This window comes from Delftia sp. WSY_22 (assembly GCF_043104185.1).
Classification (GTDB): Bacteria; Pseudomonadota; Gammaproteobacteria; order Burkholderiales; family Burkholderiaceae_C; genus Comamonas; species Comamonas tsuruhatensis.
The window spans coordinates 229,870-249,336 of record NZ_JBICKN010000006.1 but is presented as its reverse complement, the minus strand read 5'-3'; the positions used below and the strand labels follow the sequence as shown (position 1 = coordinate 249,336).

The 19,467-nt window shown below is 64.4% G+C and carries 13 protein-coding genes; 9 read left to right on the top strand and 4 right to left on the bottom strand.

What is annotated here, in order from left to right:
• The first annotated feature begins 143 nt into the window (after positions 1 to 143).
• From ACF8NF_RS01740 to ACF8NF_RS01730, 3 genes are all read left to right on the top strand, one after another.
• Complete coding sequence (locus ACF8NF_RS01740) at positions 144 to 1,409, top strand: YeeE/YedE family protein (RefSeq protein WP_310041017.1); 1,266 nt, start codon at positions 144 to 146, stop codon at positions 1,407 to 1,409.
• 333 nt (positions 1,410 to 1,742) lie between these two features.
• Positions 1,743 to 2,498, top strand: a complete 756-nt coding sequence (locus ACF8NF_RS01735; protein WP_016451222.1) for a hypothetical protein — start codon at positions 1,743 to 1,745, stop codon at positions 2,496 to 2,498.
• A gap of 39 nt (positions 2,499 to 2,537) precedes the next feature.
• Complete coding sequence (locus tag ACF8NF_RS01730; protein WP_034363844.1) at positions 2,538 to 3,626, top strand: type VI immunity family protein; 1,089 nt, start codon at positions 2,538 to 2,540, stop codon at positions 3,624 to 3,626.
• 68 nt (positions 3,627 to 3,694) lie between these two features.
• On the opposite strand, the gene ACF8NF_RS01725 is transcribed toward ACF8NF_RS01730, so the two are convergent.
• Positions 3,695 to 5,356 (bottom strand): ankyrin repeat domain-containing protein, encoded by a 1,662-nt coding sequence (locus tag ACF8NF_RS01725; protein ID WP_277848846.1) that lies wholly within the window; start codon positions 5,354 to 5,356, stop codon positions 3,695 to 3,697.
• A 311-nt stretch (positions 5,357 to 5,667) separates the two neighbouring features.
• Between ACF8NF_RS01725 and ACF8NF_RS01720 the strand changes: the two genes are divergently transcribed.
• Positions 5,668 to 7,107, top strand: a complete 1,440-nt coding sequence (locus ACF8NF_RS01720) for a S9 family peptidase (RefSeq protein ID WP_016451225.1) — start codon at positions 5,668 to 5,670, stop codon at positions 7,105 to 7,107.
• A gap of 27 nt (positions 7,108 to 7,134) precedes the next feature.
• Here ACF8NF_RS01720 and ACF8NF_RS01715 read toward each other — a convergent pair whose 3' ends face one another.
• Positions 7,135 to 8,037, bottom strand: a complete 903-nt coding sequence (locus ACF8NF_RS01715; RefSeq protein WP_017406694.1) for an alpha/beta hydrolase — start codon at positions 8,035 to 8,037, stop codon at positions 7,135 to 7,137.
• A 149-nt stretch (positions 8,038 to 8,186) separates the two neighbouring features.
• Here ACF8NF_RS01715 and ACF8NF_RS01710 point away from each other — a divergent pair, with 149 nt between their 5' ends.
• Positions 8,187 to 9,059 carry a methylglyoxal synthase gene (locus tag ACF8NF_RS01710; RefSeq protein WP_016447679.1) on the top strand — a complete coding sequence of 291 codons (873 nt, stop codon included), beginning with the start codon at positions 8,187 to 8,189 and terminating at the stop codon, positions 9,057 to 9,059.
• A 122-nt stretch (positions 9,060 to 9,181) separates the two neighbouring features.
• Positions 9,182 to 10,507, top strand: a complete 1,326-nt coding sequence (locus ACF8NF_RS01705) for a serine hydrolase domain-containing protein (protein WP_392449973.1) — start codon at positions 9,182 to 9,184, stop codon at positions 10,505 to 10,507.
• A 196-nt stretch (positions 10,508 to 10,703) separates the two neighbouring features.
• Here ACF8NF_RS01705 and ACF8NF_RS01700 read toward each other — a convergent pair whose 3' ends face one another.
• Positions 10,704 to 11,423, bottom strand: coding sequence for a phospholipase D family protein (locus ACF8NF_RS01700; protein ID WP_012206943.1), 720 nt, complete (start codon positions 11,421 to 11,423; stop codon positions 10,704 to 10,706).
• A gap of 335 nt (positions 11,424 to 11,758) precedes the next feature.
• Here ACF8NF_RS01700 and ACF8NF_RS01695 point away from each other — a divergent pair, with 335 nt between their 5' ends.
• The 3 genes from ACF8NF_RS01695 to ACF8NF_RS01685 are packed head-to-tail and all read left to right on the top strand — an operon-like array spanning position 11,759 to position 17,745.
• Complete coding sequence (locus ACF8NF_RS01695; RefSeq protein WP_392449972.1) at positions 11,759 to 14,203, top strand: TerB N-terminal domain-containing protein; 2,445 nt, start codon at positions 11,759 to 11,761, stop codon at positions 14,201 to 14,203.
• Positions 14,200 to 15,504 carry an ATP-binding protein gene (locus tag ACF8NF_RS01690; protein WP_392449970.1) on the top strand — a complete coding sequence of 435 codons (1,305 nt, stop codon included), beginning with the start codon at positions 14,200 to 14,202 and terminating at the stop codon, positions 15,502 to 15,504. The genes ACF8NF_RS01695 and ACF8NF_RS01690 overlap by 4 nt, the downstream gene beginning before the upstream one ends.
• A gap of 18 nt (positions 15,505 to 15,522) precedes the next feature.
• On the top strand, positions 15,523 to 17,745 hold the full coding sequence (locus tag ACF8NF_RS01685) for a DEAD/DEAH box helicase (protein ID WP_392449969.1): 2,223 nt from the start codon (positions 15,523 to 15,525) through the stop codon (positions 17,743 to 17,745).
• 76 nt (positions 17,746 to 17,821) lie between these two features.
• Here the strand turns inward: ACF8NF_RS01685 and gdhA are convergent, their stop codons facing one another.
• Positions 17,822 to 19,165: an NADP-specific glutamate dehydrogenase gene (gdhA, locus tag ACF8NF_RS01680; RefSeq protein ID WP_016447677.1), complete on the bottom strand. Its 1,344-nt coding sequence runs from the start codon at positions 19,163 to 19,165 to the stop codon at positions 17,822 to 17,824.
• Positions 19,166 to 19,467: the final 302 nt, after the last annotated feature.

Sequence of the window (19,467 nt, the reverse complement as noted above, 5' to 3'; positions counted from 1 at the left end):
GGGGCCGGGCGAGGGGTGTCGGTGCTCTTGGTTCGACGGATCAGGGGTGGTGACGAGTGGCTTTGGCAAAGGCTCGGCTCCTTTGGGGCCCGCAGGCTGCGGGCCCCTTTTTTATGGGTGGATGGCAACAAAAGGGGGCAGCAATGACAAGCGTGACCGGTGAGCACACGCAGAACGTGAATGGCAGGCACAGGGCAAGGGACTGGACCAGATGGCTGCCCCTGGCCGCCGTGCTGGCCGCAGCCTGGCCTGTGGCGGCGCAGCTGCAGCTGCAAGGCGGCGGGCGCACCCTGGTCTTTGCGCTGGCGCTGGGCCTGCTGCTGGGGCTGGTGCTGCAGCGCTCGCGCTTTTGCTTTTACTGCCATGCGCGCGACTGGTTCGAGTTCGGCGACCCGCGCGGCGTGCTCTCCATCCTGCTGGCGCTGGCCGTGGGCTCGGCGGGCATGACCGTGGTGCTGGGCAGCTGGGTGGCCGTGCCCCAGCCGGGCCAGTTGCCGCCCGATATGCACATAGGCCCCGTGAGCTGGGTGCTGGTCCTTGCGGGCCTGGCCTTTGGCGCGGGCATGTCGGTCTCGGGCTCGTGCATCAGTGCCCACTGGTACCGGCTGGGCGAGGGCTCGCCCGTGGCGCCCTTTGCCCTGGTCGGCACGGGCCTGGGCTTCGTGCTGGGGTTTCGCAGTTGGAACCCGCTGTACAGCCTGGCCATTGCCGATGCACCCGTCATCTGGCTGCCGGCCCATCTGGGCTATGGCGGCGCGCTGGCGCTGCAACTGGCCGTGCTGGGCCTGCTGGCGGCCTGGGTCTGGCGCATTCATGGGCGCTCGGGCCGCGCACGGCCCCGGCCTGCGGCAGAACCGGCGCAGCCACCGGGCCTGCGCCAGCTGTGGATGTCACTGTGGCAAGGCCGCTGGAACGCCGCGCTGGGCGGCCTGGCCGTGGGCCTGATCGCGGCCGCCGCCATCGTGCGCATGCGGCCGCTGGGCGTGACCACCACGCTGGGCAGCACCGTGCGTGGCTGGGCCCAGGCAGGCGGCTGGGTGCCCGAGCGCCTGCACGGCCTGGACACCCTGGGCGGATGCGCCACGGCCGTGCTCAACAGCCTGCTCACGCCCCATGCCGTGCTGCTGCTGGGCTTGGTGGCCGGCGCCTGGGGCGCCGCCGTGGCCAGCCGCCAGTGGACGCCACGCCGCCCCACCTGGCGCGATGCGGCTCGCGGCCTGGCCGGTGGCGCCTTGCTGGGCTGGGGCGCCATGACGGGGCTGGGCTGCACCATTGGCACGCTGCTGTCGGGCAGCATGGCGGGCGCGCTGTCGGGCTGGGTCTTTGGCGCGGCCGTGTTCACGGCGCTGTGGCTGGGATTTGTGCTGCGGCGCTGGCTGCACGAGCGTGCGGGAGCGCAGGGGCTTTGACCTGCAGCAGGAGGTGATTGCCGAGTGACAGGCGAGAGCGGCGCCTGAAACAGGCTTTCTGGCCATTGCTTGTCCTAGGCTTTTTTCTGCCAGTTTTCAGAGGAGACCGCTGCCAATTGCGGGCAGCTCAGTCCTGGAAAACTCTGGAAAATAGGATTTACGAGCCCAATTCATTGCTCCTATTATTTTCCTTTCAGAAGGAAGGGAGCGCCTTTCACAGGCGAAGGAGCCAATGACATTCAGGATAGACATCCATGCGCCATTGAGCCGCGCAGGGCGTTTCCACGAGTTGAATGGGGCAGTGGAGCGGCCACCGGCCATCCGCTCGGATACATGAGCTGCGGGCAACTGGTTCCCGCCTTCATTGCCCTCAATCGCCTGAAGCGGTCCAGGGACCTGTGCAAGGCTGTCGTGCTTGTTGGCTTCAACAAGGTATGCGGCACCCGGGACTTCGACAACGAACTGGACCGCAGGGCGCTGTGCGAGCTGTTTTGCTGCTGCATGACCGGCGGCCTGGGCCAGCGCTGCGTGGCCGGCGTGGTCATGCAGGCCGATGGGTTTGAAGGCTACCGGGGCTACTACAAGCAGGAAGTGCCGTACCTGAACAGAGCACCTGTCATGTCGCGCAACGAGCCCGTGCGCCCCACGCGCAGCCGGCCTGCGGGCTCGCGCATTCCGGATGTGGTCGTGGTGAAGAACCCGCGCCTTCCGCCTGTGCTGGACAACGTGCAGCGGGTCTATGAGATGAAGTTTCCGGGGGATGGCTTTTCCAATGCGGAAGGGACAGACGGCAGGACACAGCATCAGGCCTATTCACATATTTTTGAAGACAAGTTTCTCAAGGATGCCTTGGACGCCGGAAGCTGCGCTTGCGACAGCGATGGAGAAAGTGCGAACGAAGGCGTGTTGAACCAGGCAGCGCGATGGCAGGCCAACAGGGAAAAGGCCATCTCTTTGGCAGAGCGGGTGAACAAGGATACGGCGGCGGCCGTCGGGGCTGCGGCCAGTGCATCCGCACTGGGGAGGGCACTGCGAGGTGTTGGTGCGGTAGGGAGCGCACTGGCGAGATTCCTCGGGTTGTCATTCTGAAGTTGATGGATTGGATTGAGTGAAATATGGAGGATGGATATGGCAAAAGACTTCAACAAACCTTTGAGCACCAGAGAACTTCAAAAAGCCACCGTGGCGACGATGGATATTCTCAAGGCGCTGGTATTGCAGAATCAATTTGGACGTATTTGTGCAAGAGCAGGCTGGACGATCGAGATGGTGTTCCATGACGGGGATTCATTGGCCGTGCGTGAGCGTGCATGGGAAGTGGTGGAACTTTTTTGTGAGGCTGTAGGGAAGGAGAAACTGGTTTATTGGTACGACGGAATGCCTGCCATGCTGACCAGCGCGATAGCACAAAGAAAGTTGGCTGCAAAGAAGCAGAAAAGCTTTGATAACCCAAAAGGTTATGCCCTGATATTTCATATGGCTTCGGGTAAGCCAAATCCTCCTGAGGTGTGGGAGAATAATGCGCAAGACTTTCGCCTTTATTGCCGTATTGAGAATGATGAAGGTATTTGGTATCGTGAGAGATATGGGTCGATAAAAAAGGGCCCGGCCATGTCTTTCATTCGCATGGCATTTCCCGCGTGGTGGATTATGGATCAACCGCCAGAGCGCAATGTGGGCCGCCTCACCACCCAGATTGTGGAGTTGATGCAGCCCTATTGGGCGATTGCAGGTTGGGGCGTCATGCCCGCAGTGGAAGAACGCAATATCGGACCCGACGGCAAAGGGCAGCAAATACTGTATCCCTACCTGCAGCGTTTCCCGGGTTTGAATGCCCTGGGCAGTCTTGCGCTGATGAGCCATGACTTCAACAACGCCATGTACAGCATCAACTGGCTGAGTTTTGTGAGTGATGCCTTGCTGGAAAAGCTGGGTGGTCGGGATGCGGTGCGCAAGCAGGTTCAGGCCAGCCAGTATCTTTCGGCTGGGGATGTAGGCAACTGTCTGGGGATACGGGCAGGAGATTTCCCAGGACTGGGGGATATGGACCAGGGGCTGACGCTGCCCGCCTTTGGCGAGGCGGCACGCCTGCTCAAGCCTTTGCGCGCCAGATCCCGGCTCAACAACTTCATCGGCCCGCCGCCTTCGGGGTCCAATGATGAACATGCGTGGCTGCTGGCATGCGATGCCTACATGAGCCGGTTTGATCTGTTCTGACCCATGCAGGCACTGCAGCTGAATCCTGCCGGGCCAGCCGGCAGGACGGGTTTTCGGGTCGGGCGGACCTAGTCCGCGTCAACCCCTAGCAGCAAATCCGTGATCTCGTCCGGATACCGCTGCCGGTTGCCGTCGATGAGCACGCAGCCGGGTACTTCGGGGTCGGGCCGGGCCATGGGCATACCGTGGTCCAGCAGGGCCTGGGCGCAGCCCAGCCAGTCGCCGCCGCCGGGTTCCGTGGATTCGGGCCGGTTCAGCGATGCCCAGCACAGGGTGCCTGCGCAGTTGTCGCCATAGGCGTGGCGTTCGGTCCACTGTGCGCCGTGCTCCAGCAGGAAGCGCGCCATGTCGGCATCGCCACGGAAAACGGCCTGGTTCAGTGCGGATGCATCCCAGTCGCCGCCGCGCGCAGCGATGGGCCAGCCCAGTTCCACCATGCAGCGCACGGCCTCCATGCGGCCCAGGGCTGCCAGTTCGGGCAGCATGCGCAGCTGCTCGTGAGACAGTCCTTGCAGCAGACCCGGGTGGGACGCGAGAAGCCCTCCGGCCTGGGCCCGGTCGCCCATGGCGCAGGCGGCAACGAACTGTTCTTCGGGCGTGGCGGGTTCAGCGCCCGTGGCCTGTTCCAGCAGGACGGCCACGTCGGCCAGGCCAAAGCGCCGTGCCAGGCAGGCGGCGCCCAGGCCTTGCGGTGTGCGGGTGGCCGGGTCGGCTCCTGCATCCAGCAAGGCCTGCACGTGGGCGGGCGAGCGCAGCCGGCGTATGGCCCACAGCAGCGGGCGGCCCCATTCGCCCTGGCCGTTGTCCTCGTTCGGATCGGCTCCGTGGTCCAGCAGCAGGCGCAGGGCCTGCTCATCGTCCAGGTCCAGCACGCGGAACAGGGCATTGCTGCCCTCCACACGCGCGCCCGCCTGCAGCAGCAGCCGCGTGCATTCGCGGCTGGCCGGCGTGCCTTCCAGAGAGTGGTAGAGCGATTCGCCGTCGTTGGGGTCGGCCCCGGCCTGCAGCAGCATCTGCGTCAGTTGCGCATCATGGTTCTGGCCTGCTGCGCCATAGAGTGCTGACAGCCGCTCGGTCTCGGAGGGCGCCTGCAGCGAGGCCGGCGGCCAGCGATTGCCCACGGTCTGCAGCGGGTCGGCGCCCGCGTCCAGCAGCCAGCGCGCGCAGGCGCGCAGCGGCTCGGCGAACTCGGGCAGGCGCAGCAGGCACGAGTGCGTGACGGCCACCAGCGGCGGCAGTCCCAGCGGCCCGCCTGCGCGCTGCAGCCAGCCGGGATCTCTGTGCGTGGCTTCGCGCAGCGCGGCCAGGTTGCCGATGGCGCAGGCCATCCAGGGATCATTGCCCGGCAGCTCCGGCCGCTCGTCCAGCAGGCGCCGGGCCAGCGCGGGCTGCGCGCGGTGCGTGCCGCCCGCCACATCGCCGGCATAGACCAGGGCCAGCCAGTGCAGCCGGGATGTCTCGGGGTCCGCCGCCAGGCGCTGGCATGCCTCGACGTAGCCTGACAGCTCGCTCCATGAGGCGAAACCGTGCTCGCGCGCCACGGCGGACTGGGCGTCGTGCAGCCGCAGGTCCATGGCGGCCAGCGCTTCATCCGTGCGGCCCCGGGCAGCGGGCAGGTGGGCGCGCAATTGCTCCATGGCCTGGGCCGAGCCTGCGCGATAGGCGGCCAGCAGTTGCTTGGCCTGCTTCTTGAGATGGCCCATGTCGGGCCGGGCGGGGATGCGTTTCACAGGGATACCTCCGTGCACGAAGGCCAATGACCTGCAGCTTGGCGCACAAAGGCATGTGGCAAGAGAAAAACGCCGAGAGGCGCATACAGGTGGGTTCAACCCTTCCCGCAGGTCCGGGTGCGGCCTGCACCGCAAGCGCGGATGTTAGCGCAAGGCGACAGTCATCTGGGTGACAGCCGGCAGCCCCTGCTTGCGGGTTCCTACCCGCATGGCGGGCCAGTTGTCTGGCATAGGCTGCGTCGGCACTCCCCCTTGAAACGGATTTTTTGCGCGCGTTCCCCTTCAAACCTTCATCCCAAGGAGACAGTCTTATGCGAGCCCTGCGTTGGAATCGTTGGAAGTATCTCGGTCTGCTGGCGGCCACGGGCCTTGCGGCCTGCGGCGGGGGGGACGGTGATGCGCCCGAGGAGACGCGGGCACAGGACAGCCGCAGCTTTGCGCCGGCCAATCCTTCGGCCACCAGCTTCGACGCGCTGGCCGCCGCTTCGGGTGATGTGGTCGACAACGCCAGCACCAGCCGCTGGGCCGGTGTGCTGGAAGGCGCGGCCTACCGCATCGAGGTGCCGGCCAACTGGAATGGCCGCCTGGTGATGTATGCCCACGGCTATGCGGGCGAGGGCAGTGCGCTCAACGTCACCAACCCGTCCATACGCCGGTACCTGATCCAGAACGGCTATGCCTGGGCGGCGTCCAGCTACAGCAAGAACTACTACGACGTGCGCGCCGGCGTGGAGGACACGAATGCGCTGGCGCTGGCCTTCAACCGCCTGGCCGCATCCCACGGCCGGCCGCTGGCGCAGCCGCAGCGCCTGTACATCACCGGCCATTCCATGGGCGGCCATGTCACGGCGGCGGCCATCGAGGCCGAAGCCCAATCAACGGCCCGCAACAAGGTGCGCTACCAGGGCGCCGTGCCCATGTGCGGTGTGATGGGCGATACCCAGCTGTTCGACTACTTCGCGGCGGCCCAGGTCACTGCCCAGGCCCTGGCGGGCGAGGCCCAGCATGCCGTCACCGACTGGGCGGCCATCCAGGGCAAGGTGACATCGGCCCTGTTCACGACCTTCCCGTCTGCACCTACCGCGACGGGCCGCGCCTATCTGTCGGTGATCCAGAATCTCACGGGCGGTCCGCGCCCGCTGTTCGACCTGGGTGTGGCCGTGGGCGGCTCGTTCGCTCCGGTCTGGGGCGTGTTCGGCAGCGACGGCTCGGTCAACGGCATCCTGAACCGCAACGTGACCGATACCAACCGCTTCACCTACCGCATCGATGGGGATGCAGCGGCCTCGGCCGCGCTCAATGCCGCCGCGCAAAAGCGCACGGCCGCGCCCGATGCCAACCGGCTGCGCCGCGACGGCCTGCGCTGGATTCCCGTGAGCCCAGGCGACATCGGCATTCCCGTGGTGACGCTGCACACGCTGGGCGACCTGTATGTGCCGTTCAGCATGCAGCAGATCTACCAGCGACGCGTGGCCGACAAGGGCAAGGACCGTTGGCTGGTGCAGCGCGCCATCCGCGGCGCATCGCACTGCGACTTCACCGTGGCCGAGCAGGTGGAGGCCTTCGATGCCATGGTGCAGTGGGAGCAGGGCGGCGCCAGGCCGGGCGGTGACGATGTGCAGACGGCCGCCACGGTGGCCGCGCCGACCTATGGCTGCCGCTACACGCGCAACACCCTGGGCCCGGATGACAGCACCACCACGCGGCAGTTGCGTGCCGTGATCTCGCAGAACGCGGCAAGCTGCCCGTAGCGCGGAAGGCGGCGCAGGCTGCGCCGCTCAGCGCGGGCTTGCAGGCGCGGTGGGCGCCTGTGCGAGCAGGCGCAGCCCGAACAGCTCGTCCAGCGCCTGCCGGTATTGCTCCATGGCGCGCGACTGGGTGTTGTGGTGGTTGCCGCCTTCGATGAGCACGAAGCGCTTGGGCTCGCTGGCCGCGTCGAACAGCTGGCGGCCCAGCGTGGCGGGGATCAGCGGATCGGCGCTGCCGTGCACGACCAGCAGCGGCGAGCCTATGCCGGCCACCTTGTCGATGGAGGCAAAGCGCTGCGTGATCAGCGGCCCCACGGGCAGCCAGCCCCAGCGGAAGCTGCGGACCACGTCGGGAATGCTGGTGAAGGTGGCCTCGACCATGACGCCGGCCTCATCCTGGACGCTGCGCGCCAGGTCGATGGCGATGGCGCCGCCCAGCGAATGGCCGAAGATGAAGCGCGGCCGGTCCGGAGCGTGCCGGCCCAGCCAGTCCCAGCCGGCGCGGGCATCCTCGGCGGCCGATTCCTCGGACGGCAGGCCGGCGCTGCTCTTGCCAAAGCCCCGGTAGTCGATAGCCAGCACCGAAAAGCCCAGCTCGTGCAGCCGCCGGATGCGCGGCGAGGAGCCGGCAACGTTCCAGCGCGCGCCATGCAGGTACAGCAGCACGGGGGCGTTGCCGGCCGTGGCCGGCTGGGGCAGCCACAGCGCATGCAGGCGGGCGCCGTCCTGCGTTGGCATGTCGATCCAGACATCTTCCATGCCGGCCGTGTTGGCGCCGGGCCAGCTGCGGTCGCTGGGCTGGAAGATCCATTCGCGCTGCTTGGTGTCCAGCACGGAGCAGCCGCTGGCCGCCAGCAGCGCGGCCACGCCCAGCGCTGCCGTGAGCCGGTGCAGGCGCCGTCGGGGCCACAGGTGGGAAAGCAGTGAGGGCATGACGCAACAATGGATGCACGGGCCGGCCAAAAGTTCAGCGCCGCTGCCGTGCCGGCCGGCGCTGTCATGGATTGGCGCTATTCTTGCCGCTGGTCCGCAGTCTGTCCTGGCTGCACGGGCCTCTCCCCACTGTTGATGAGTGAACCTGTATGCCGATACGCCTGGGCCTGGCCGCCAACCGAATCCACCACCAAACCGAGGATGCCGCACTGTTCGGCTGGCTGCGCGCCTGCGAGTCCGGCATCCGCGAACTGCAGCTGGGCCTGCATGCCGTGGGCCGCACCTTCGATGCCATCCAGGCGGCCGGCATGCTGGCGTCCTACCGGGGCCTGCGCCGCTATCCCTATGGCCGCGAAGGCGGGCTGATGAAACTGGTGGCCGAGGTGGTGGGCGTGGAAGGTGACGAGCGCACCATCGACGGGGCCATCTATTTCACCGACCCGGTGGATCCGTCCTCCATCTTTCCCGAGGCCGTGGCGCTCAAGCGCCAGTGCGTGATCCATGGCAAGCCCTTCCTGTCCACCGTGGCCTCGGCGCGGGACTGGGTCGAGATGGAGCGCATCCAGGCAGGTCTGCCCAAGGATGCCGGTGCGCAGCGCTTTCACGACTACGCACAGCAGACGCTGGCGCTGATCGCCCACGATGCGCTCAAGCCCACCATGCTGGATTTCGCGGCGCGCAACTTCGAGCTGCTGTCGCGCTTTGGCCGGCGCGTGGGCACGGGCACCACGGGCCAGCGCCTCAACGAAATGGCCTGGAGCCGTGGCTGGCCCGAGGACCGGCCCTGGGTGGACCGCTACAACAGCGGCCCGCTGGGCGGCGATGCGCAGATCGCCGACCTGGTGCTGGACCGCCGCTGCCAGCGCGTGATCTTCTTCGAGGACCCGCATGTGGCGCGCCAGCACGAGGCCGACATCCAGCTGCTGGAGCGCGCCGTGACCACGGTGACGCACGACACGGTCTGCACCACTTCTCCGGCCGTGGCGCAGCGCTGGTGCGATGCGGCCTTGATGCGCCGCTGAATGCCCCACTAAAACCTTCGTCGCGCAGACGACAGCCTTGCGGCCTGCGGGTGGGCGAACACCCGTGACCGGCCGAGGGCTTTCTGCAAGACTGGCCGTTTCCAAAAACCAAGGAGACAACGATGGTCAGTCCGCTCTTTCGGCGTTCCCGGCATGCCATGGCCCTGCTGGTGCTATTGCCCGGCTGGGTGGCGGCCCAGGCACAGGCCCCCGCAGCGCCCGCGCTGCCGCCGCCCGACAGCGTGCGCCTGGAGCAACTGGGGCTGATGCAGGGCTTTCCGCCGGCCGCCGACAAGCGCGTGGACGTGTCCAACGGCTACCGCTATCCACAGCTGCGCTGGGTGGTGCAGCACCTGCGCGAAATCCAGCCCACGCAGAACATCCGGCGCGGCGCGGCGGCGCCCTCGGCACTACCCGAAGCGCCCATGGCCCTGGGCGGCCTGCGCTTTGACGACGACAAGGGCCAGCCCATCACCGTGGACCAGTGGCTGGACCGCACCTATACCGATGCCATCGTGGTGCTGCACAAGGGGCGGGTGGTCTTCGAGCGCTACCAGAACCAGATGCAGGCCAGCTCGCCCCACCTGCTGTTCTCGGTCACCAAATCGTTCACCGGCCTGATGGCCGCGCAACTGGCCCACGACGGGCGCATCGACCCCCAGGCCCTGGTCACGAAATACGTGCCCGAGCTGGAAGGCTCTGCCTGGGGCGACATGACGGTGCGCCAGGTCATGGACATGACGGGCGCCGTGCGCTTTCGCGAGGACTACACCGACCCCAGGACCGAGATCTTCGGCTACTCCTGGGCCTCGGGCATGCTGCCGCGTCCGCCCGGCTACGCGGGGCCGACCAATGTGTACGACTTCCTCAAGACGCTGCCCAAGGAAGGCACGCATGGCGAGGGCTTTGTCTACCGCACCGTGCATTCCGAGGTGCTGGGCTGGATCGTCTCGCGCGTCACGGGCCGGCGCTGGAGCGATCTCATGAGCGAGAACATCTGGCAGAAGCTGGGCATGCAGGAAGACGCCTATGTGATGGTGGACAGCACCGGCACGCCGCTGCAGGGCGCGGGCCTGAACGCCACGGCGCGTGACCTGGCGCGCGTGGGCGAGATGCTGCGCCTGGGCGGCAGCTTCAACGGCCACAAGATCTTCGACAAGGCGGTACTGGACGACATTGCGCGCGGCGGCGACCGCGAGCAGTTCAAGTTCCGCGGCATCCAGGCCGCGCGGCCCGGCTACAGCTACCGCAACCAATGGTGGGTACTACACAACGCCGATGGCGCCTATGAGGCCGCCGGCATTCACGGCCAGTTCATCCACGTGAACCCGGCCGCGCAGATGGTGGTGGTCAAGCTGTCATCGCACCCGGTGGCGGGCGCGGCCTTCACGCATGCGCTGACGCTCAAGGCCTGGGCGGCGCTGGCCGATGCGGTGCGCGATAAATAAGGTCTTGCAATGAAAAGTGACCCTCACGCTACCCTTGCTGCGCAAGGTTCGCTGCCGCCTGAGGGGTCTTGTTTCATCTCACCGCCGCCAGACCGCCGACGATGCATTGCCTGCAATCGGCCAGTCGCAGGAGTTCAGAGAGCCAGGGTTGTCCGCTCAGACCGGCAGGTGCGACAACCCGGCACCAGCCGGGGATTCAGCTGAGATTGATGTCCTCAGGCCAGAGAAAGTAGGGGCCAAATCGGGACTTGGGAACAAACTCAAGGCCGGCCTGCGTTCCCGCTGCCGTCAGGACGTGGCGGTCGCCGTCAAGCGCAAGGTAGCCCATAGTTGTCGCGCGTTCGAGCAACTGGGCCGTCTTCCAGCCACGCTTGTGTGCGATCTTCGAGGAAGTGAGCTTTCCACCCGTTGCGGGCTCCCCATCCGCCGCATCCGTCGAACCCTCGACCGAAGTCTGGTTCGGGTTTGATACGCGCTCCATCGAAATACGAACCTCATCGCTGATGCGGATGATGCGCTGGGCCTCGTCGTAAGCGTCTCTGTAGAGCTGCGCATCCTCGGCACGTTCAATCAGGATGCCCATCTCGTTATTGTTCACCTGGCTGAACTCGTACAGGTTCAGGCTCGTGATGATGCACATGGTCTCGCTAAGGTAGCACTTGGCATGCAGGTTCTTGCAAAAGCTGGTTCGGACAAAGGTCAGGCCGCGAAGCCATTCGATTTCCTGTGGCTGCAATTCGCTCTTGCCATAGACGATCCTTACATCGATCTTTAAGCGGTTCTTGTCCGCCAGCAGTTCCTTCATGCGGTCGTTCAGTTTCAGGAACGGGCTGATCAGGATCAGGCGGTCGGTGGCTCCCTTGATCAGTTCTTCAAGAAAGTAGTTTGTCGCACTGGTGTTCAGGAATTTTGTCATCGGCGGTCAGAATCCTTCAGGTCATTGGGCTACATTCTGCAACACTGAATGCCGGCGGTTGAGCATGCGATCCAATGGCCGGCGCCGTGTCCTCTGCTTGGCATGGCATAGCTGCATGCCCTGCAGCGGCTTGCGGGCTGCACTACGTAGGGCTGTATTGAGAGTTTCTGTGACCGGCCGTGCAATTGGGGCGACTACGGCGCCGACTGGATAACACGTCATTCAAAGCCCCTCGTGTTCTCGCATTGAGGGCAACGGGTCTTTCGCTTTCTCTCCGGCAATGCCTCGCCATATGTGGCGTGCGGATACTCAAGGCTGAACCGATTTCGGTTGCCATGCACAATGCTGTAACAATTGTTTGCCGGGGAAGGAGTGAGCAAGCTATGGCCAGGCGAAAGAAATCAGGAGCGGGAGGGGGCATCGGTGCAGTCGTCGTGGGGCTGCTGGTGGTGTTGGCCGCCATTCCGCGCGAGGTCTGGATCGGGGTTGGGGTGTTCGCCGCCATCGGCGTCGGTATCTATCTCTATCTCAAATCCAAAGGCGGTGCGCATGAGGTACCTCAGGAAGCTGCGCGTCCTGCTCGCACTGACCCGCTTCCCGAGAGGCGCGCACAGGTTGCGCCTAGCCCGGCGGTCAGTTCGCGCGCGGCAAGCCGACTCCTTGAGGATGAACAACCTGTACCGGTTGCGGTCAGTCCAGTGCCTGCCACGCCGTCGTTTCGCCTCCCGGCAGCGCCCAACCGCTTCGGTCCTGGTGCCTGGATTGCTGCAGGAGAGGCGGTTGAGGTCGGGGGCGTCTCAATTACCGGTGGCCTCGTTTACATCGGCACGTCGCTGCCTATTCCCACGGGTGGCAATGATCCGAGCCTCATCGATCCGTCGAAATCCGTCGCGTCCACGGGCGACTACACAGAGCGGCAGATGGGCTACTGGCCGAGTTACTCGGAAATTTCGCCTTCCGCCCGGCGCGCCTATCTGAATTGGCTGGCAGGCGGAAGGCAGGATCCCGAGGCCGATGTGGGATATGTCTTCATCTTCTTCTACGGGTTGGAGCGCCGCGCCATTCTGGATGCCTCGAAGGACGAGGGGGCCAAGGCCGATTGGCCCGTGATTGCGTCGGAGCTGCGCCGGCTATTGGACATCTATGGCGACAAGTCGGGTTCATTCCGAAGCTACGCGGGTTCGCTGCTCGATTGGGTCTCTTTGGCAGAGCACCCCGAGAAGGCCTATCTCAAGCCCATCCCGAGTTTTCCCAAGACCTACGAACTGCCGCTCTACATCCGTGTCGCCCTCGGCCAGGCGGCGGTCGATGGCATGCCTGTGCCTGCGCAACTGGCACTGGCCTGGGCCAAGCTGGATCCGACCAACTACCTGCGAACACCGGCAACGCGTTGCGCGGAGGAGTTCGACAAGCTCTTCGTATCCAGATACCGCGAGACGTTTGGAGAGGGCTTGGTTCTTCCCAGGAACAAGACCAAGATCAAGCTGGTTCACCGACCGGCCTCCGCCGGATTTCGCGGGTACAAGGATTTGAGCCTGTCTTTTGGGGACACGCCCGACGTCACCGTGCTTACTGCACCCATCAACAAGCTGCGCCAGGTTGTCGAGGAGGCCACGAAAGCGCTGGAGCCGTTCAGCCGCTATGTGGGGCGGAATCCGGATGGCAGGCATGCGCTGGAGGGGCTGCTGCAATTGCCTGCCACGCTGTGGCCCGAAAGTACCCAGAAGGCATTGCATGGCCTGAAGGCGCGTATGGGTGAGGGAATGATTGCCATGTCGTTCCAGGAACTGCTTGGCAGTCTGGATGCCAAGACGACCCTGACGCGGGACCGGACGCTGGCGCTGGCGCGAGCGCTCGAATCCTTGAACATCGGCATCGAGCCCGATGTCCTGGCTGGAGCCAAGCTGCCCAAGCCCCACGAGAAGGTCGTGCTGTTCTCCGTGCCACCAGGAGAGGTCGCCAGCCGCTCCACACCGGCTTACCAAGTCGCCATACTGACTTTGGACTTGGCATCGGCCGTTGCTGCCGCCGATGGCGAGTTCAGTGCCCAGGAAATGGGGCATCTCCGGGCACAGGTGCAGTCCTGGGCTCACCTCACTCCGAACCATATCCGTAGGCTTCTGGCACACCTGCGCCTGCTGATGGCGACGCCAGCATCGCTGACCGCTCTGCGCAAGAAGTTGGAACCGCTGGATATTGGCGCCAAGGAGACTATTGCTGCCTTCATGGCCACGGTCGCACAGTCCGATGGAGAAGTCTCGCCGACGGAAGTGAAGATGCTGGAGAAGGTCTACAAGGCCCTTGGCGTCGAATCCAAGAAGGTGTTTTCCGACGTGCATGCCGCAGCTGCAGGTGCGAAACCAACGGCGACGGTTGCCGTGGAGTCGGAGGAAGCCGGATTCAAGCTTGATCCCGCGCGCATTGCTGCTCTGCAGAAGGATACCGAAGCCGTATCGGCTCTGCTGTCGGGAATCTTCAAGGAAGAAAATCCACCCGAGACGGTATTCGTCGAACCCGAACCTGAAGGCGATGCTGGGGCGACATCACCGGGACTGCTCGGCCTGGATGAAGCGCACAGCGCGCTCGCACGCCTGCTGCTGTCGCGGCCGGTGTGGACAAAGGATGAACTCGACGATGCCGCTGCAGATCTGGACCTGATGCTCGACGGTGCCATCGAAGCCCTCAACGAGGCGGCCTTCGATCTGCACGACATACCGTTTACAGAGGGCGAGGAGGTCGTGACCGTGAACCCTGAACTGTTGGAGAAGTTGGAAGCATGAATGCACCGATCCGCCCTAGAGACCGCGACGCGGTCCTCCAATCGTTGCGCGCAGGTGTCGTGCCCCGCAGCGGACAGCACCTGATCCAGGTCGGCCGTGTCCGGGAAATCGAGACGCTGGTGGCCGACATCGCCCGCATCGCCGATGGGGGCTCGGCATTCCGTGTCGTCATTGGCGAGTACGGCGCGGGCAAGACCTTCTTCCTGAACCTGGTGCGTGCCGTGGCGCTGGAGAAGAAGCTCGTGGTGGCCACGGCTGATCTGAACCCGGACCGGCGTCTTCACGCCAGCGGTGGCCAGGCCCGCTCGCTCTATGCCGAACTCATGCGCAACCTGTCGACCCGAACGAAGCCGGATGGGGGTGCGCTTGCGGGCATCGTCGAGAAATTCATCGCCACGGCCAAGACGCAGGCCAAGGCGTCCGGCCAATCGACCGAGGCGGTCTTGCGCCAGCAGCTCGAACAACTAACCGAACTGGTGAACGGCTACGACTTCGCGGACGTCATTGCGGCTTACTGTCGTGGCCATGAGGAGGGTAACGAGAAGCTCAAGTCCGATGCCATCCGATGGCTGCGGGGGGAGTTCGCCACCAAGACCGATGCGAGGCAGGCGCTCGGCGTACGAAGCATCGTCGACGATTCCGAGGTCTATGACCAACTGAAGCTTATGGCGCGCTTCGTGCGGCTGGCCGGTTTCGCGGGCCTGCTGGTTGGTTTGGATGAACTGGTCAATCTCTACAAACTGGCCAACACGCAGGCCCGCAATGCGAACTACGAACAGATCCTGCGCATCCTCAACGACTCGCTACAGGGCACGGCCGTGGGCCTTGGATTTGTTCTGGGCGGAACGCCGGAGTTTCTGCTGGATACCCGGCGCGGACTCTATAGCTATCCCGCCTTGCAGAGTCGGCTTGCGCAGAACACCTTTGCCTCAGATGGCCTGGTCGACTTCAGCGGACCGGTGGTGCGCCTGTCGAGTCTCACGCCTGAGGATTTCTACGTCCTGTTGCAGAAGATTCGCTCCGTCTACGCCCTCGGCGACGCTGACAAGTTTCTCGTCCCGGACCAAGGCATCTTCAGCTTCATGGAGCACTGCTCCAAACGCATCGGCGACACGTATTTCCGAACGCCGCGTACGACCATCACGGCCTTCATCAACATGCTGGCTGTGCTGGATCAGAACCCGGGGGCTGCATGGCAGAGCCTGCTGGGCGGCATAGAGGTCGCCCCGGACACTGGCGGTTTGACTGATGAGCAGGTCGAGGTGGACGATGGCGATGAATTCGCCTCGTTCAAGATGTGACGGTCTCGGCCTGAGCACATGTCTGGCGACAGCGCTTCCTTCTTCCTGCTCGATGAGCGCATCCAGCGCTTCCTATGGGCCGAAGGCTGGGAGTCGCTGAGAGATGCCCAGGAGGCGGCCATTCCGCTCATCGTCAAGGCGGACCGGGACGTCATCGTGGCAGCCGCCACGGCCGCCGGCAAGACGGAGGCGGCATTTCTGCCGGCGCTGACGAAGCTGCTTCAGACGGGGTCACAGGGGCTCATCGTCTATGTCAGTCCGCTCAAGGCGCTCATCAATGACCAGTTCGGTCGCCTCGACCGGCTGTGCGAGCAACTGGAAATTCCGGTGTGGCCCTGGCATGGCGACATCTCTTCCTCGGCCAAGGCACGCTTCCTGACGAAGCGGCAAGGGGTCTTGCTCATCACGCCGGAATCTCTTGAGGCAACGTTATGCCATCGAGGCACGTCGATCGGTGCGGTGTTCGATCGGCTGACGTTCTTCATCGTCGACGAGCTTCACGCCTTCATCGGATCAGAGCGCGGAAAACAGCTTCAATCCCTGATGCATCGCATTGAGCGGGTCATCGGTCGCCAAGTGCCGCGTGTCGGCCTTTCCGCGACCTTGGGTGACATGCGCCTGGCCGCCGATTTTCTGCGTCCTGGACAAGGGACGTCGGTTGCCCTGGTGGAGTCGAAGTCCTCGCACAGTGAGCTGAGAGTTCTGGTCAAAGGTTACGAGGAGCCCTTGGTCTTGCGCAATGAAGATGGTGGCGAAGAGCCGGAACCCGTCACACCGGCGAAGATTGCCCTGCATCTGTTCCGGGGCTTGCGCGGCACGAACAATCTGGTCTTCCCGAACTCGCGGCGTGAAGTCGAACGCTACACGTACCTTCTCAACCGACTTTGCGAGCAGGAGAAGGTGCCCAATGAGTTCTGGCCGCACCACGGCAGTCTGTCGAAGGAGATCCGCTCGGACACCGAGGCTGCCCTGAAACAGAAGGAATTTCCCGCGACCGCCCTCTGTACCAACACGCTGGAGTTGGGCATCGACATTGGCTCCGTCAAGAGCGTGGCCCAGATCGGCCCGCCACCGTCGGTGGCCAGCTTGCGACAGCGCCTGGGGCGGTCTGGTCGCCGAAAGGGCGAGCCGGCCATCTTGCGAGGCTACAGCGTGGAGAACGCCCTTGGAGGGAAACCCTCGCTCGCCGACGAACTCCGTCTGGAGACGGTGAAGGTGACGGCGATGATCTCACTGCTGCTGGAAGGTTGGTTCGAACCGCCCATGGCGCATGGAGTTCACCTATCGACACTGGTTCAGCAGATGCTGTCCTATGTGGCGCAGAGCGGAGGGGCATCCATCGGGCAACTCCATACGATGTTCTGTACTTCCGGCGCCCCTTTCACTGGGTTGAACAAAGGCGAGTTTGCCGAACTCGTTCGCCATCTCGGCCAAAAGGAATTGCTGATGCAGGAGTCCAGCGGTCTTTTGCTGCATGGTCGCATCGGTGAGAAGTTCGTCAACCACTACACCTTCTATGCTGCGTTTGCAGCAGACGAGGAGTTTCGTATCGTCTGCAGCGGTAAAACGCTCGGCACTTTGCCGGTATCGCTGATGCTCAGCGTGGGCCAGCGCATCCTGTTCGCCGGCAGGACCTGGCTGGTAGAAGACATCGACGAGGAGCAGAAGACCATATTTGTCGTCCGCTCCGGTGGCGGAGCGCCGCCGTTGTTCTCAGGTGGGGCAGGGCGTACCCACACACGTGTTCACCAACGAATGCACCAATTGTTCGAGTCCTCCGATATACCGCCGTTCCTGGATGGAGTGGCCAAGCGGTTTTTGGTGGAAGGCAGGGCGAACTACTCTGAACGAAATCTGGCGAATGACTTCATGGTGGACCAGGGCCGCGAAGTGGTGCTGCTGACCTGGCTCGGGGATGCCGCCAACGAAGCGCTGGCCTGCCTGCTTCGCCGCAGAGGCTACTCGGCCAATGCGGCCGGCCCAGGCATCGAAGTCATCAAAGGAGATTTGGGTATCGAGGGGATCATCGATGCCCTCATCGATGCGGCAGTGGATGAGCCTCCGCCGCTCGACATGCTTCTGGCCGATGTCCGCAACCTGCAGCGCGAGAAATGGGACTGGGCTTTGCCTGATGGACTTTTGCGCAAGGCGTATGCAAGTCTGTACCTGAACCTTGAAGAGGCGTTGTCCTGGGCGCAATCGCTTGCCAGAGATCACTCAGCCCATGGCAGAAAGGCGTAGAAAGCGGAAGGCACCAACAAAAAAGCCCATGCAGCAGGCTGCATGGGCTTTCGTCAGGGGTGGGGAGCGCTGACGCTCAGATCACGCCCTGGGCCAGCATGGCGTCGGCTACCTTGACGAAGCCGGCGATGTTGGCGCCGTCGATGTAGCTGACCGTGCCGTCCTCGCGCTTGCCGTACTTCAGGCAGGCGGCGTGGATGCCTTGCATGATCTGCAGCAGGCGGGCATCGACTTCCTCGGCGGGCCAGGACAGGCGGGCCGCGTTCTGGCTCATCTCCAGGCCCGAGGTGGCCACGCCACCGGCGTTGCTGGCCTTGCCCGGTGCGTACAGCACGCCGGCCTTCTCGAAGGCCTTGGCGGCTTCGATGGTCGAGGGCATGTTGGCGCCTTCGGCCACGCAGACCACGCCGTTGGCGATCAGCACCTTGGCGTCTTCCTCGGTCAGTTCGTTCTGCGTGGCGCAGGGCAGGGCCACGTCCACCTTCAGGTGCCACGGCGTCTTGCCGCGCAGGAACTCAGCGCCCACCAGCTTGGCGTACTCGTCCACGCGGCCGTAGCGGTGGTTCTTCACGTCCATCAGGATGGCCAGCTTCTCGGTGGTGAAGCCGTCCTGGTCATACACGGTGCCCGAGGAGTCGGAGACCGACACCACCTTGGCGCCCAGCTGCATGGCCTTTTCCACGGCGTACTGGGCCACATTGCCCGAGCCGGAGATGGAGACGGTCTTGCCTGCGAAGGACTGGCCGCGCGTGGCCAGCATTTCCTGGGCGAAGTAGACGGTGCCGTAGCCGGTGGCTTCGGGGCGGATCAGCGAGCCGCCGAAGGACAGGCCCTTGCCCGTGAACACGCTGGCGGCGCTGTTGGACAGCTTCTTGTACATGCCGGCCATGAAGCCCACTTCGCGGCCGCCCACGCCGATGTCGCCTGCCGGCACGTCGGTGTCCGGGCCCACGTGGCGGAACAGCTCGGTGACGAAGGCCTGGCAAAAGCGCATGACTTCAGCGGGGCTCTTGCCCTTGGGATCGAAGTCCGAGCCGCCCTTGCCGCCGCCCATGGGCAGCGTGGTCAGCGCGTTCTTGAAGGTCTGCTCGAACGCCAGGAACTTGAGCACGGACAGCGTGACCGAGGGGTGGAAACGCAGGCCGCCCTTGTAGGGACCGATGGCCATGCTGTGCTGGATGCGGAAGCCGCGGTTGACCTGCACCTGGCCCTTGTCGTCGGTCCAGCTCACGCGGAACATGACCACGCGCTCGGGCTCGACCAGGCGCTCCAGCAGTCCGTGCTCGGCGTACTTGGGGTTCTTCTCGATGAAGGGCCACAGGCTTTCCATCACTTCGGTGACGGCTTGCAGGAATTCGGGCTGGCCGGGATTGCGTTGCGCGACTTCATCAAGGAACTGGCCGACGGACTCGTACTTCATGGAAAAAACCTCTGACTAAAAACGGCTGCGGGAAGGGGTGAGTGCAAACCAAGATTATGCCTAAAAGTTATGCCGTCATGCATCGTTTTGGTGAATGGCGCCCGAGCTTGGTGCCTTCGTGCCGTGTTTCGGTGCATCTTCAGAGGGGATTGACGGTATTTGGTGCATGGCAGAAAGCTGCGTGCAGCAGTGGGCGGGCAGGCAGGCCCCTGGACCGGCCGTATCCGGTGGCGTGCATGGTCATGGCGAATGGGAATGGCTGGCGCCATGCCCGCTGACATGAAGAATGGCTGGGAAGGCCT

Bases quoted from the DNA above. Each gene is read 5' to 3' on its own strand.
- ACF8NF_RS01700 (WP_012206943.1), bottom strand. From the start codon at position 11,423: ATGACAAAATTCCTGAACACCAGTGCGACAAACTACTTTCTTGAAGAA.
- ACF8NF_RS01695 (WP_392449972.1), top strand. From the start codon at position 11,759: ATGCACAATGCTGTAACAATTGTTTGCCGGGGAAGGAGTGAGCAAGCT.
- ACF8NF_RS01740 (WP_310041017.1), top strand. From the start codon at position 144: ATGACAAGCGTGACCGGTGAGCACACGCAGAACGTGAATGGCAGGCAC.
- ACF8NF_RS01690 (WP_392449970.1), top strand. From the start codon at position 14,200: ATGAATGCACCGATCCGCCCTAGAGACCGCGACGCGGTCCTCCAATCG.
- gdhA (WP_016447677.1), bottom strand. From the start codon at position 19,165: ATGAAGTACGAGTCCGTCGGCCAGTTCCTTGATGAAGTCGCGCAACGC.
- ACF8NF_RS01685 (WP_392449969.1), top strand. From the start codon at position 15,523: ATGTCTGGCGACAGCGCTTCCTTCTTCCTGCTCGATGAGCGCATCCAG.
- ACF8NF_RS01735 (WP_016451222.1), top strand. From the start codon at position 1,743: ATGAGCTGCGGGCAACTGGTTCCCGCCTTCATTGCCCTCAATCGCCTG.
- ACF8NF_RS01720 (WP_016451225.1), top strand. From the start codon at position 5,668: ATGCGAGCCCTGCGTTGGAATCGTTGGAAGTATCTCGGTCTGCTGGCG.
- ACF8NF_RS01715 (WP_017406694.1), bottom strand. From the start codon at position 8,037: ATGCCCTCACTGCTTTCCCACCTGTGGCCCCGACGGCGCCTGCACCGG.
- ACF8NF_RS01710 (WP_016447679.1), top strand. From the start codon at position 8,187: ATGCCGATACGCCTGGGCCTGGCCGCCAACCGAATCCACCACCAAACC.
- ACF8NF_RS01730 (WP_034363844.1), top strand. From the start codon at position 2,538: ATGGCAAAAGACTTCAACAAACCTTTGAGCACCAGAGAACTTCAAAAA.
- ACF8NF_RS01705 (WP_392449973.1), top strand. From the start codon at position 9,182: ATGGTCAGTCCGCTCTTTCGGCGTTCCCGGCATGCCATGGCCCTGCTG.